Here is a 14,549-nt window from a genome sequence, read left to right as displayed (position 1 = left end):
TTAAAAGCTATGAATAAAAAACAAATTGTTTCTATAGAGGAATTAGCATTTCTAATGAATTCCAAAGAAAATCAAACTTATGCAAAAGAATTACTAAGTCTTATTTATGATGAACTAGAGAAAGCAGATGTCGAAAAAATATTATTGACTGCAGCGCATTCCCTATATGCTAGAGGATTATTAAACTTTAATCAACAAACTAAAGAAATGCAATTACAACCGAGTATAGAGAAATTATTCAACACTATGTGTAACCCGCAACTTTCATTATTACTTCAAAAAGTCGATTTTATAAACGAAACAACGATTACTGCTAACATTTATATTGATAACACTTCAAACGTTACATATCAGAGTTTAGATGGGATTGCACATAAAATCGAAGAAATTTCAGACGATAGATTATTTTTAGAATCTAAAAATTTATTACAGCTAGTATTTCAGCAAGAGGAAAAAGGAAGTAACATTGTAGGGACTCTTCCAAATCATATCGTACAAAATATCGAAAAGTTATTCCCTCTGTCCATTCAAGAAGGGAAAACAACGTTAATAGAGAATGGATTTAATTCCTTATATGCTGAAAATTTTATAATGGATTTAAAAACAACACAGTCTATTTACACTATTATACGTCTAGATACAACAGAAAAGAATGAGGTTATTTCTAACAATGGATTCTTTGTTATTGAATCAACAAACACCCAATGGCTATTAACTCGAAATATAATAAATGATTCCTTTGATATAACCTATTTAACCAAAAATCTTTTCGAAAATGAAATAGCAAAACTAATAAAACATTAATCCTTTAAGACGGGAGTATATTTATATTGAATAAACAACAGCATTCTAGCAAAAAAAAGGAAGGTTTTTTCGAAAATAGGATATTACCTATCATCACTGTTCTTTCAGGTGTCATTCTACTAGTGTACAAAGGGTTAGAATTTATTTCAAAGTATGTATTAATTTTAATCTTATTTACACTAATTATTGCTTCGTTATACTTATTGTTTATGAAAGAAATAGTTGGTGCTGTTATTGGATTCATTTTTGCAGCCCTTGGGTATTATATGTATAAAGTCATTTTTAAACAAAAAAAGAAATAACGCATAAACAAATCATAAAGAGGTAATGTAAAAGAGAATGTTTTTACGCATTCTCTTTTACATTACCCTCTTTTATATACTTATATGGAATTGCCTCTACAAATTTTTCTAATCGATCTACATTTTGAGTCAATGCACCTTTCACAAGAGAGAAATCTGTATTCGGTTCTTCTTTTTTTTCTTTAAAAAACGAAGACTTTTGTACATTTACTTCAGCCATCTCTTCTCCCCCTCTTCAAAAATATACATTCTTCTATTTATATTATATCGTAAATGTAAACAGCATGTACAAGTATCATTTTCTTTTTAATTCATCTTCTAAATCTTCTACTTGCTGCATCGTATCCCCTTTAATTAACGAGAAATCCGTTGTATCTTCATTATCTTCTTTAAAAAAATCATTGTCATTATTTTTTATCACTACAATCACCTCTACGTGCTAGTGTAGGAATGATTGTCCGATTTTATACAAGTTTGTCTAAATTCGCTTTACCTTTATGTATAAGTGAAAAGGACAGAAAAAATTTCTGTCCTTATTTACTAAAATAACTATGATGTATTGTTAAATTATATACATTTTCAAAATCTCGATCTTGCAGGTTATTTTTCTTCCCGTCAATAACAATGAAAACATCACTCACTATTTTTGCTGGTATAATTCCGACATTTTCTACTTGTACTGCTCTCTGCTCATTCAATTGCTCAATGTACTCTAACGGAATCATAGTACTAAATTGAGAACGGATACCACGAAAGTTTGTATTTAATTCCTTTGCCGCTTCAAATACAACAATTTTTGCTCCAATCTTTTCCCCATACGAATCTAAAAATGCGTTTAAGCTTTTTGTGTATTCTTCCTCCGTATGCCATTCCATCGTACCGAACACTGCTGGATTGACATTTTGAATGATTGTTGTGTATATTTCTCCCCTTGCTTTAGAAGCAATTAATGACCGTTTTATCGATTGAACCGTCTTGCCGATATCGCTAAATTTCGCTCCCCATATTTCTGAAATATTAGGTGTTAAAATAAATGCAATATCAACGAAAATAACCATTGCAGTGAACATTAAAAGATTTTTCCAGAGGGTTAAATCAATTCCTTTTATCATGAAATACACGGTGACTGATATTATAAACAACCCATACCAAGTCTTTCTAATACGTTGCTTCTTCTCCTCGTACAACTCTTCGTTTTTCCAATAAAAGAAAACAAGTACTAGAAAAACGATTGCTAAAATAAATAAGCCGATTCGAATGTTAGAGATCACCAATGACATCACCCTCCATTCAAAAACTACTCACGATATCATTACATGCACAAGCAACTCTCTTTATGACAAAAGACGTGGACAAGCTTCTAAATTTAGTTACATCGCATATACATTAGAAGGTACCACGTCTTTTATCTTGAATCTACATTGTATATGTAGACAAGCATGTGTTTCAAATTTTCATGTTAAAAAGAAATATGTTTCGGAATTTCCCCTTCAGGTACTTCTCCATCCATACTTAAGTAATAATGACGAATTGGACGTAAATCATCGTCTAATTCATACACGAGTGGTATGCTCGTTGGAATATTTAATGAAACGACACCATCGCTTGAAAGATTATCTAAATATTTTACTAGCGAGCGAATTGTGTTACCATGTGATGAAATGATTACTTTGTTACCATTCTTTAATTTCGGCGCAATTTCTGAATGCCAATAAGCAAGTACTCTTTTCTCCGTATCCACTAAACATTCTGTCAATGGAAACTCACCTTTTTTTAGTGCTTTATATCTTAGATCTTTTATTTCATACCTGGGATCATCTTCAGTAAGAGCAGGTGGTCTTACATCAATACTTCTTCTCCAAATATGAACTTGCTCCTCACCATATTTTTGCGCGGTTTCATCTTTATTCAAACCTTGCAATGCACCATAATGTCTTTCATTTAGCTTCCAACATTTATGTACTGGCACCCAGGTAAGATCCATCTCATGAAGTACAATCCATAACGTCCGAATTGCTCGTTTTAATACAGATGTATAAGCTACATCAAAAGTATATCCGTTTTTCTTTAATATCGCTCCTGCTTCTCTCGCTTCACTTAATCCTTTCTCTGATAAATCTACATCTGTCCATCCAGTAAAGCGATTTTCAAGATTCCATAAACTCTGTCCGTGACGAATAAGTACAAGTTTTATCATAATAATTCCCCTTTCGGAAATGTGAATTTTATTGTTCCATTGCGTACACGTATAAAGTATCTAGTAATGTATCTTTTTATCCATTCACTCTATGACCAAATCATAGTTGCCAAATGTATGGATAAAATTTGTTCTTTTTCAAACTATAAAAACAGATATATTTCTTTTTATTTTTGATCGATTGCAACTTCCCTTTTCGATATCCAAGCATCAAAACCTGATCGGCTATGTGCCATTTCATTCATAACTTGATGCCAATTTTCTTCACACGATTCACCAAATTTTGAAAAAATAGCACCCATTTGTTGTCTTTGTACATCGCTCAGTTTTTTCTCTAAATCGGCACCTTGTTCTGTTAAAGATAACTGTTTCACACGGCGATCATGTATAGCTTCATTACTCTCAATTAAGCCCTTTTCCACAAGTTGTCGTAATGGTCCGTGTAGAGCCTGTTTACTTATTTCTAACAGTGATAATAACTCATTTACGCTTATACCTGGAAAGCGTGCGATAAAAAATAAAATTCGGTGATGTACTCGTTGTATGCCATACTCTTTTATAATTTCATCTGGCTTTTCAGTAAATGTTTTATATGCAAAGTAAAATAAGGCTAATGCTTCATTCATCTGTTCTTCTTTATGTTGTGTCATCTACTTTCCCCCTGTATGTAAATTATACCACATTCTCGTAATGAATTTTTAAATCCATACTCTACGTTTATTACAAGACAGCAAAACAATGAGGAGATGATTCACTTGAAAACGCAATATACTGTTAGTACTTATTTATTAGACCGACTAAGCGAATTAGGAATTGAACATATTTTTGGTGTCCCTGGTGATTATAATTTGGCTTTTTTAGATGATGTAATAGCACATGAAAATGTAGAGTGGATTGGCAATTGTAATGAATTAAATGCGGCATATGCAGCAGATGGGTACGCTCGCATAAAAGGAATCGGAGCTCTTATTACCACCTTTGGCGTTGGAGAATTAAGCGCCATAAACGGCATTGCCGGCTCATATGCCGAAAACGTACCAGTTATAAAAATCACGGGCACACCAACAACAAAAGTAATGGAAAATGGAGCACTCGTTCATCATACGTTAGGTGATGGAAAGTTCGATCATTTTTCCAAAATGTATCGAGAAATCACTGTTGCACAAACAAATTTGCCCCCTGAACATGCTGCTGAGGAAATTGACCGTGTGTTACGTGCATGTTGGAATGAAAAACGCCCTGTTCATATTAATTTGCCGATTGATGTGTATAATAAACCAATTAATAAACCTACAGAACCAATTTTACATAAACCGATTTTAAGTAATAAAGAAACACTGGATAAAATGCTTCTACATACCATTTCAAAAATAAATAGCGCAAAGAAACCTATTATTTTAGCTGATTTTGAAGTGGATCGTTTTCATGCTAAAGAATATTTATATCAATTTGTAGAAAAAACAGGGTTTCCTATTGCAACGTTAAGTATGGGAAAAGGAATATTTCCAGAAAAACACCCTCAATTTATAGGGATTTATACTGGTGATGTAAGTTCTCCATACTTGCGTAAACGAATTGATGAATCTGATTGTATTATTAGTATTGGTGTGAAGTTAACTGATACTATTACAGGTGGCTTCACACAAGGTTTTACGAAAGAACAAGTTATTGAAATTCATCCCTACACTGTGAAAATTACAGATAAAAAATATGGGCCAGTTGTAATGAAAGATGTTTTACAACAGTTAAGTGATGTAATTGAACATCGAAATGAAGAAACGCTTGATATTAAGCCATTTATTTCAGAATCAATATTAATTACTGAAAAGTTTAATCCAAAGCTACAAATGGTTACACAAAAACGCTTTTGGCAGCAAATGTACCATTTCTTACAAGAAAACGACGTCTTACTTGCAGAGCAAGGAACACCTTTCTTTGGTAGTGCCGCTATCCCTTTACCAAACGACACTACATATGTAGCGCAACCATTATGGGGATCGATCGGCTATACGTTACCTGCTCTACTTGGTACACAGCTCGCTAATTTATCGCGGCGCAACATTTTAATTATTGGTGATGGTTCTTTTCAATTAACTGTCCAAGAATTATCAACTATACTACGTCAAAATTTAAACCCAATTATATTTTTAATTAACAACAATGGTTATACTGTTGAACGTGCAATTCATGGTCAAAACGAACCGTATAATGACATACAAATGTGGGATTACACAAAACTAGCGAACGTATTCGGAACAGAAGAAAAAAGCCTAACATGTAAAGTGGAAAATGAAATAGAGTTACAAGAAGTCTTAACTAAAATAAGTAATGATAAGGATCAACTTACCTTTGTTGAAGTTGTAATGAGCCAAGGGGATCAGCCTGAACTGCTAGCTAAACTTGGGAAAAGATTCGGCCAACAAAATTCTTAATATAAAAAGCATAACCTAATTATATAAAAGGAAAAGGATGGAAAGTTCCACCCTTTTCCTTTTATATATACTATTTTAAGAACCTTCTTCGACTAACGTCTCGTGTGACAAGTCAAAATTCTTAATCAACCTTTAACTTTATAGCTTTTGTAGCAATAAATGTTTTAATATGCTTATCTAATATCCTTGTTCCACCAAAATCATCCTCATAAAAAGGCATTACAAACCTGTTGACAGTTGGAATACCTTTATTAATGTTATTTAATTTCTCAAGCTCTTAACCGAACCCATTAAACAAATAAGCTACAATTTTTCTTTTTTATTCAGCAAGTGTTAACTGCCAAGACACACCATACTTATCATTTAACCAACCAAATCTTTTGCTAAACGGATAGGCACCTAAAGGCATAAGTACTGCTCCATCCTCCGCTAGTTTATTAAAAGCTGTTTCAATTTCTTCTTCCGTATCACAAGTTACATAAAGAGACATAGCTGGCGTAAATGTAAAATTATGATTTACATAACTATCTATGCACATGAACTCTTGCCCGTGTAATGTAAACGTTGCATGAATGACAGTACCCTCTTTACCAGGTCCGTTTTCATCGTAACGAGAGATACTTACAATTTCTGATTGATCAAATAGCGACGTGTAAAAATTCATCGCTTCCTCAGCTTTTCCTTCAAACATTAAAAACGTAGTAATTTTTTGATTTGTGTTACTCATTTAGAGACAACCCCTTGTTATGTATTTATGCAAAATATACATCGGTTAATAAAAACGAACATACATTCTCATTATTATATTGTCTATAAAAACGATGAGTTTGTCAATTATCTACATTCTTATTTCTTCTTAAATAATGCTGTCCAAAGAAATGATTCTCCAAACATAGTATTTGGTTGTTCAATCTGTTCCATCTTTCTAATTTCAATCACTTCAAATCCTTTAAATATCTCTCTTAGTTTTTCTTCCGAATAAGCAAGACCTCCTTGTAAACTCCATCCTCTATATACGTCCCAATCTGTTATTTCTGATCCATTTCGCTCATCTAAATCACCTGCCGCGAAACACGTTAATCCGAAATAACCACCTGATTTCAATGCGTTTTTAATTAAATCCACATAATTGACTCTTCTATGTGGTGGAATATGATGCAAACAGCCCGAATCGTATACAAAATCAAATTCATTTTGAACCTCTAAATTGAAAATTGAATCACAAATAAATTCAATTTCTACTCCTTTTGCTAACGCCCTCTCTTTCGCCCAGCTAATGCCTTCTATAGATAAATCTACTGCTGTTACATCAAACCCTTCATTTGCTAGATAAATTGCGTTTCTACCCGGACCACATCCAAGTTCCAGTACTTTTCCTTTTGAAACCCGCTTTTTTTGTATATACGAAACTAGATTCTCATCTGGAACATTTTCAAAAAACGGAACATCTTTTTCTCTATTCGCATAAAATTCATTCCAAAATGGTTCTGCTGGTCTTAATAATGAATCCAGCATTTTAATAATATCTTCTTGCGTGTGCAACGTTTCATTTTTCATTTGCACCCCTCCAATTTTAATATTCAGAAAATTATTATATATCTTTTAGAACTTTAAGACAAAGAAAAACTCCTACATTCAATAGGAGTTTTTCTCTTTAAAATCCAAGTACAGCTAACCAGTTTAACAACTTCTCTTCTCGCGCTTTTAAATCATCGTTCCTAAGCTTACCTAACTGTATTTCACTAACAATTTCTCCGTCCGCCATAAAAAGAATTCTTTCTGTTTTTGCTGCTACTTTCACATCATGAGTGACTAACATAATGGTCGTTCCACCACGATTAATATTTAATAATATTTGCATTACTTCTTCTGTTGATTTTAAATTTAAAGCACCAGTCGGCTCATCTGCAAAAATAATATTTGGATTATTAATGAGCGCTCTACAAATAGAGACTCTTTGTAATTGCCCCCCAGATGCTTCGGTTATATAATGAGACGCTATATCACTTATCCCCATATTCTCCATTAGCTCTAGAGCACGTTTATTTACTATTTTCTTACTCTCACATTTCGCTAAATATGCTGACAAGATGATATTATCAAATAGGTTCAAGTTTCTAAGAAGGTTGCTCTGCTGAAAAATAAATCCTATTTCAGTAAGACGTAATTTCGCTAACGCTTCTTCTTTCATACATGATAATTCTTTACTATCAATTTTTACACTTCCTGATGACATTTGATCCATTCCACTAATATTATATAGTAATGTCGATTTCCCAGAACCAGAAGGCCCCATGACCGATACAAATTCTCCCTCATAAATCTCTAAATCTATATTTTTTAACACGTGATAATTTGTATTTCCATCCATTGAATATGTTTTGTTTACTTGCTTTACTTCTAAAATTTTTTTCAAGTGATACACCCCTACTCCCCATTTGGCTTTACATCGTTTGTTTGTTTCATAGTAAAACTACTGAAAAGCGTTGTTGCAGTCACACATATACATAATATAGCTGGACATATTACATAAGAAACGATAGGATTCACGACAAACTTTATATGAGCAGCTCCCATAAAAGACCCTAACCAACTTACTAACATTTCACCAAACGTAGCAGCTATACATGTCCCTATCACAATGCCTAATAATACAATGAAGATAGAACGTGTTATATACTGTATACGAATATCTTTACTAGAAAAACCGATATTTTTCATAATTAAAATTTGCGAAGAATCTTTTGCTAATAACATTTTAAAAAACATTGCAGTAATTAAAACTGATATCAATATCGCAATCAAAATAGCCACTTGTGTCACGAGTCTTAATTGTTTAATTGTTTCTCCTAAAGTTTGCGTTACATAATCATTTGTATCTGTTATTTTTACAGAACTAAATTTTTGTTTATACTCCTTCACTTTTTCTTGCAAATCCACTTTAGGCTTCATATCTACATTTACTACATACCATAATATATTTTCATTATTATTAGAAAAACTAGCTTTAGCTGTTTTCCCACCATTCGTTACATCTTGATACATACCACTAATCGTTAGTGTTTTCTCTTTCCCATCAACAAATAAAACGATATGATCCCCTACATTCTTTTTTAATTCATTTGCGTTCATATAAGAAAGAGAAATTTCATTTTCATTTTTTGGTGCCCTACCTTGGATATAGTCTAATGGAAATTTAGTGAAGTCTCCCATTTCTACATTTAAGTTTTCATGTGTACCATCAGCGTTTACCATTTTAAATGTACTCGTAACAAATGTTGCATATTTTTCTACTTCTTTATCATTTTTTACATATGAAATAACACCCTTAAAACGTTTCTCTATATTTTCAGTTTGCTGTAAATCTATTCGAATATCACTTTTTCCTGTTCCCATATAATTTACAAAATCCGGTGACTGAATCGTATACAAAAAGTTAACAGGTACAACAATCATGAACACAGCTATTATTAATACGATACTTAATACGCGATATAACTTAAATCTTTTTATAACATCTTGTATACCAATAAATATATTTACATTTTTAAATTTAGATTGATTGAGTGAAAAAAAGTTTCTAATTTTTCTTTTCCCTAGTTTATCTCTTGATCGTAAAGCATCTATTGCTGTAATTCCCCTAAATTCCCATAAAATGATACGACAGAACAAGATAACGACTAAAAATAATAGTGTTGTAATTATGAATGGCACAACATTGTGTAAAATACTTTTATCTGCCGCTCCCATATAAAGAGTGATATTCGAAGTGAATATCTTTGTAACAAATAGTGAAAGTATATATCCACATATACACCCACCAGCTGAAATAACAACATATTTTGTTACATATAGTTTTTGAATATCTTTACTTGTAATGCCGATAGCTTTCATAACACCAATTTCCCGATAATCTTCTTCCATCGAAGTAATAATCGTAAATCTAATACATAACATTGCAATTAACATTAATAATGCACTTATTATGATAAGTACTGCAGCTATTATTCCATCTGTTAATGAATTGAGTGTTTTAAATAGTGAATACGTAATAGAGGGACCTTTTTGTGGTAAGTTCGATGACTTATATAGATTTTCAAATTCATTTATTTTATTTTCGTCTGTTAGCTGGAATTCAATAAGATATTCGCTTTCTCCAAAATTTCTTTTTATTCTTTCAAAATCTTTATTGCTTATTACAAATCGTTTTGAACTAACGATTGATGGGTTCATTTGAACATCACGAACAAATGCTGAAATCGTAAATTCTAGTTCATTATTATCTTTAATAACCCATATTTTATCTCCCATACGCAAATTATATTTTTGCATATAATAAATGGGTACACCTATTTCCCCTTTCGTAACATCGACCACTTCATTATTTAAATTTAATAAAAAATCAAACTTACTATTTTGTTTCACGAAACTAATGTCCATTACACTATTATGTTCTGCTTGATTTTTCTTTTTAATAAAAATGTTAGATCCATTTATTTGAACCATCTCAGCCGTTTGCTGTTTTTTTACAAACGGATTTTTTTCTACAAAGGAATCAATTGACTTTTGATTTACTTCTCCTGCATGCATTTGTACGAAGTGCGGTGCGTTTGATACTTTAACCAATTGATCCATTGAGTTCAATAGATTTATAACATTACTTGAAGCACTAGCCATTAAAAGACTTGATAACATGATAAACAAAAATAAAATAGTAATTATCATTTTATTTTGAGAGAAATCTCTTTTTAACATTCTCCTAATCATATAAAGCTAGTTCCCTTCATTGGATAGTATTTTCTTCGTCACAACTGCTATTAATAACATTATGAAACTAATAACTAATATAGGTAAATAAATTTTCATACTGAATTCTTCAAACATAAAACCGTAAATGACTTGCCCAATCGGTGCCATACATTGGGATACCGCTGTTATAATTGCCATTACTTTTCCTAAGTTCTCATTTGGTGTTTTCTTTTGAACTACAGTAATCACATAGATGGATACAATTGTCATGATCATTGCAATTAAAATAGAAGAAAGTATAAAGAGGATAAATGGTGGATAGTGTCCTAAATTAAGAATAAATGGTGTAACTGATAGTACCATTGGTATTACTAATAAAGCTATTAAAATCATCCAATAATACAATGTTTGCATCTGTAGCTTTTTCGCAAAAAAACCTATTGATAATGCACCTATAATAGTAGCAAAATCGATTAATCCCATTCCAATTCCATATAACGTGTGGCTACTTTCCATTGTTACTCGTATAATAATTGGAGCACCAACAACAAATAGCGGCGTCAGTATTAAATTTAGTAATGCGGCTAAAAACATAGATTTCAAAATAAATGGTTGTTTTAAAACATAGATAAATCCCCTTTTCATATCCTTTACAATTGTCGGTATGATATGGCTTTCTTGCACTCTCTTTATAAAAGGTATTGTGATAAACATTTCTAAAATCGCAGATAAAAAGAAAGCAAAGCAACTTATTATTACGAGCATTTTCAAGCCAATTATGCCGTACAATATCCCTCCTAATACAGGAGCAACTATATTAGATAATGCTTGCACACCATTTACGATACCGTTCGCTTGTTCTAACTTTTTCTCTGGAACTAATTGCGGAATACTTGCCATTACAACTGGTGCGTACATTGCACTAACGATTGCTAGTAAAAACATAATTGTTCCAATCAATAGAATAGATACAGATTCAGTAAATAACAAAACTATAAAGCTTAATACAATCGCAGCATTTATAAAATCAAAAATAACCATTAAATTACGACGATTGAAACGATCTGCTATCGCTCCGCCAAGAGGAGCTAGCAAAAACGGAATACTCGTTATCGCATATAATCCTGCGAATATATCAGCACGCCCTGTTAAATCTAGCACATATAATGACAGAGCAAAACGTAAAAGTGTTGAACCCAAAATAGTAATAATTTGCCCACTCACCATTAAATAAAAATCTTTCATCGAAGGTTTTATACTAATAGATATCATAATCACACCCTTCCTTTAATTTAGACCGACTGTCGGTCTATAATAAACAAACAAAAAAATATCATTTCTGTTTCATTAAAACCTCCAGCATATAATTAAAGGATCCTTCTTTCGCTCCAACAGATACTTCCATCATTTTAATATAAGCTTTCACCCTCCTCATCATTTCTTCTGGCTTCCATTGGAATAACCCATCATCAAATATGACTTGCGCTGAAGATAGTAATAGTTCAATCGTTTCTTGTGGATATGAAGTCGAAAATATCCCTTCTTCAATTCCTTGTTCTAAAATTTCTGTTAATACAGGAGATAAATGAATAATGGATTGTACTAAACTTTTTTGATGCATTTCTGCATTATTTGGTTGATGAAATTGCTCAATCATTTTATCTTTTATATCACCTGATTTTGGAGATTGCTCCATTAAAACTCGAAATAACTTTTCTAATACTGGTATATTTGGATTAGAGACGATTACTTTCGCTTTAGCAACATCTTCTTTAATAATCCTCATAATAATCTCATCCATTACTTCTTCTTTCGATTTAAAATAGTGATAAAACGTCCCCTTTGCTATCCCTATCTCTTTTAAAATGTCATTTACTGTTGTTTTCGTATAACCTTTCGTAATAAATAAACGTTCAGCCGTTTCTAAAATTTCTTTTCTACGCTTCTCATATTCCTTTACTATTCGCATTCAAGTTCCCCTTCCCATCAGACCGACTGTCGGTCTATTTAAATTATATGCTTAGTTAGTAAAAAGTTTCCTATTATCGTATATATACAACTCCCTACTTTCTATTTCCTTTATAAATTTTTATTTTTTAACTTCCGTTTAATTTGTTTAAAATGTATCTCATGTTTCTTACCGTCACCTTTCATTTGAGGAAAAGAACGATGCCCCCGCTTGATCCTATTTTTGTTGATTCTTCATTCAAACGCACAATACTTTGTAGTTTTTCAGCTCCTTTACCACAAATCTACGCATCTCCTTTTCATCGATGACTTCAAAAAATGACAATTGATTCATACGAAACGGTTTCCCTCTGTTCGATCTATTTACTTATGAATGGATTTTTTGTTAAGTTCCAATATGTAATTTTGCATATTTCATACTTTTAATTTTTGCACATGCGATAATTTATTTATAAAAATATAAATTATTAATAAGGGTGATTTATATGAGCAAGTTCCGAAATAAGATGATTAAATATTTGCAAACATTTTGGGGATGCTTAGCATTTGGTGTATTAATGTTTGCTATCTTCTTAATTATGGATTTAACAGATGCATCTTTAAATACATTAAGCTGGAGAGACTGGCTAGGTTCTGTAGCAAGCGCAGCCATTTTATCTGTTGGGATGTTTACTTTAAATAAATTGGATTTAAAATAAATATTCGGTCAATACTGAATGTAGGCTGTATGCCAACATTCATGTAAAGTAGTCTTCTCTGTATCTCCTTGTATTGAGCAGTTAGCTTTTGCTAGCTGCTCTTTTATTTCGTTCCAGTTCTTACCTCTTAAAGAACTCTTTAACTACGTTTTCCCAATAAATACACATATCTATTCCCCTTTACTATAAAATGAAATCTTTATTTTGTTATACGCTTCCATTCGTTCCATATGCATTCTCCCTTTCTCAACTATTAACCGGACAAGCATATATTATTGTATGGAGGAATCCACTCATAAAAATCTACCTTTCTTGTCAAAGAGCATGCTTATATGTATGTTCCTTTTTATTATGTTTCCTTTCATTTCTAAATAGCATTTTCAACTCTATTCATACTATTTTTTCAACTTTAGGTTACAAACTATTTCTGTAAGCGTAGTATCTCCTTTGTACAATAGGCAATTAGTGTTACCCATAACAGTACACTTCTGCACTATTCACTATAAATTTTCATATATTGTATTGTGCTTGTCCAAAACGTGAGGTTGTTACTCACGCAATCTAAATGAAAGAAAGGAGTGAAAATATGCGATCATCTAGTCGTAAGCTCACGAACTTTAATTGTAGAGCACAAGCCCCCAGTACACTACCAGCTCTCGGTTTTGCTTTTAATGCTACTTCACCTCAATTTGCCACACTATTCACGCCACTACTACTACCTAGTACGGGCCCAAATCCAAACATTACTGTCCCTGTAATCAATGATACAATTAGTACAGGAACTGGTATTAGAATTCAAGTAGCTGGTATTTATCAAATCAGTTATACATTAACAATCAGCCTCGATAATGTTCCAGTAGCCCCGGAAGCAGCGCGCTTTTTCTTAACACTAAACTCATCAACTAATATTATTGCAGGATCAGGAACCGCAGTCCGTTCTAATATCATTGGCACTGGTGAAGTAGATGTATCCAGCGGTGTCATTCTAATAAACTTAAACCCTGGTGATTTAATTCAAATTGTACCCGTTGAAGTAATTGGTACAGTAGATATTCGTTCTGCCGCTTTAACAGTTGCACAAATTCGTTAATAAAAACAATATGCTTGGCTAATTAACATTTAATATTCCTTATACACCCCAAAATATATGTTATAGATTTGACACACATTTATATCAAACAAGCATATTTTATTGTATGGTGACTATGTAGTCACACAAATCTAAAGCGTTCATAAGAGCACACTTATATGTGTGCTTTATTTTTTATGAAAATCAAGCTTTAATATAGCTATTTTGTTTTACTTTATACTCATCACTCTTTTGAACATTTACCTTTTTATTGTTATATTTGCTCATTCTTTTTCTACTTTGTTTTACTAATTAGTTGATTAATTTCGC

The 14,549-nt window shown here is 32.1% G+C and carries 16 protein-coding genes; 5 read left to right on the top strand and 11 right to left on the bottom strand.

The window, feature by feature from the left end; all coding sequences use genetic code 11:
• Positions 1-9 precede the first annotated feature (9 nt).
• Together ACTFR9_RS05070 and ACTFR9_RS05065 are read left to right on the top strand one after the other, a co-directional pair.
• Complete coding sequence (locus ACTFR9_RS05070; RefSeq protein WP_165611452.1) at positions 10-804, top strand: hypothetical protein; 795 nt, start codon at positions 10-12, stop codon at positions 802-804.
• 26 nt (positions 805-830) lie between these two features.
• A complete protein-coding gene (locus ACTFR9_RS05065; protein WP_001041552.1) occupies positions 831-1,106 on the top strand; it encodes a hypothetical protein in 276 nt (91 codons plus the stop codon).
• A 43-nt stretch (positions 1,107-1,149) separates the two neighbouring features.
• Here the strand turns inward: ACTFR9_RS05065 and spoIISB are convergent, their stop codons facing one another.
• The 5 genes from spoIISB to ACTFR9_RS05040 all read right to left on the bottom strand — a co-directional run bounded on the left by spoIISB (position 1,150) and on the right by ACTFR9_RS05040 (position 3,953).
• On the bottom strand, positions 1,150-1,326 hold the full coding sequence (gene spoIISB / locus ACTFR9_RS05060; protein WP_000852625.1) for a stage II sporulation protein SB: 177 nt from the start codon (positions 1,324-1,326) through the stop codon (positions 1,150-1,152).
• A gap of 75 nt (positions 1,327-1,401) precedes the next feature.
• Entirely contained in the window at positions 1,402-1,527 is a 126-nt protein-coding gene (locus tag ACTFR9_RS05055) for a hypothetical protein (RefSeq protein ID WP_000594608.1), read from the bottom strand.
• Positions 1,528-1,639: 112 nt separating this feature from the next.
• Positions 1,640-2,377 carry a type II toxin-antitoxin system SpoIISA family toxin gene (locus tag ACTFR9_RS05050; RefSeq protein ID WP_001997496.1) on the bottom strand — a complete coding sequence of 246 codons (738 nt, stop codon included), beginning with the start codon at positions 2,375-2,377 and terminating at the stop codon, positions 1,640-1,642.
• Positions 2,378-2,565: 188 nt separating this feature from the next.
• A complete protein-coding gene (gene gpmA / locus ACTFR9_RS05045) occupies positions 2,566-3,303 on the bottom strand; it encodes a 2,3-diphosphoglycerate-dependent phosphoglycerate mutase (protein ID WP_229136336.1) in 738 nt (245 codons plus the stop codon).
• Between the two features lie 167 nt (positions 3,304-3,470).
• The gene (locus tag ACTFR9_RS05040; protein ID WP_000191884.1) at positions 3,471-3,953 is read right to left on the bottom strand and encodes a MarR family winged helix-turn-helix transcriptional regulator; all 483 of its coding nucleotides are present in this window, start codon (positions 3,951-3,953) and stop codon (positions 3,471-3,473) included.
• A gap of 96 nt (positions 3,954-4,049) precedes the next feature.
• Here ACTFR9_RS05040 and ACTFR9_RS05035 point away from each other — a divergent pair, with 96 nt between their 5' ends.
• The gene (locus ACTFR9_RS05035) at positions 4,050-5,735 is read left to right on the top strand and encodes an alpha-keto acid decarboxylase family protein (protein ID WP_440048957.1); all 1,686 of its coding nucleotides are present in this window, start codon (positions 4,050-4,052) and stop codon (positions 5,733-5,735) included.
• A 319-nt stretch (positions 5,736-6,054) separates the two neighbouring features.
• Here the strand turns inward: ACTFR9_RS05035 and ACTFR9_RS05030 are convergent, their stop codons facing one another.
• The 6 genes from ACTFR9_RS05030 to ACTFR9_RS05005 form a co-directional block, all read right to left on the bottom strand.
• The gene (locus ACTFR9_RS05030) at positions 6,055-6,462 is read right to left on the bottom strand and encodes a VOC family protein (protein WP_000072485.1); all 408 of its coding nucleotides are present in this window, start codon (positions 6,460-6,462) and stop codon (positions 6,055-6,057) included.
• A gap of 119 nt (positions 6,463-6,581) precedes the next feature.
• Positions 6,582-7,292, bottom strand: a complete 711-nt coding sequence (locus ACTFR9_RS05025; protein ID WP_000787480.1) for a class I SAM-dependent methyltransferase — start codon at positions 7,290-7,292, stop codon at positions 6,582-6,584.
• A 97-nt stretch (positions 7,293-7,389) separates the two neighbouring features.
• Complete coding sequence (locus ACTFR9_RS05020; RefSeq protein WP_000721687.1) at positions 7,390-8,151, bottom strand: ABC transporter ATP-binding protein; 762 nt, start codon at positions 8,149-8,151, stop codon at positions 7,390-7,392.
• An 11-nt stretch (positions 8,152-8,162) separates the two neighbouring features.
• Positions 8,163-10,502, bottom strand: coding sequence for an ABC transporter permease (locus ACTFR9_RS05015; protein WP_229136338.1), 2,340 nt, complete (start codon positions 10,500-10,502; stop codon positions 8,163-8,165).
• A 6-nt stretch (positions 10,503-10,508) separates the two neighbouring features.
• Positions 10,509-11,756, bottom strand: a complete 1,248-nt coding sequence (locus tag ACTFR9_RS05010) for an MFS transporter (protein ID WP_229136339.1) — start codon at positions 11,754-11,756, stop codon at positions 10,509-10,511.
• 61 nt (positions 11,757-11,817) lie between these two features.
• Complete coding sequence (locus ACTFR9_RS05005; protein WP_229136340.1) at positions 11,818-12,453, bottom strand: TetR/AcrR family transcriptional regulator; 636 nt, start codon at positions 12,451-12,453, stop codon at positions 11,818-11,820.
• A 484-nt stretch (positions 12,454-12,937) separates the two neighbouring features.
• Between ACTFR9_RS05005 and ACTFR9_RS05000 the strand changes: the two genes are divergently transcribed.
• Together ACTFR9_RS05000 and exsF are read left to right on the top strand one after the other, a co-directional pair.
• Positions 12,938-13,150, top strand: a complete 213-nt coding sequence (locus ACTFR9_RS05000) for a hypothetical protein (RefSeq protein WP_000033168.1) — start codon at positions 12,938-12,940, stop codon at positions 13,148-13,150.
• Between the two features lie 586 nt (positions 13,151-13,736).
• The gene (gene exsF / locus ACTFR9_RS04995) at positions 13,737-14,240 is read left to right on the top strand and encodes an exosporium protein ExsF (protein WP_001257912.1); all 504 of its coding nucleotides are present in this window, start codon (positions 13,737-13,739) and stop codon (positions 14,238-14,240) included.
• Positions 14,241-14,549 lie beyond the last annotated feature (309 nt).

It is taken from the genome of Bacillus cereus group sp. MYBK222-1 (genome assembly GCF_051916425.1).
Lineage (GTDB): Bacteria > Bacillota > Bacilli > Bacillales > Bacillaceae_G > Bacillus_A > Bacillus_A paranthracis.
This window is presented reverse-complemented; position numbering and strand designations above follow the sequence as displayed.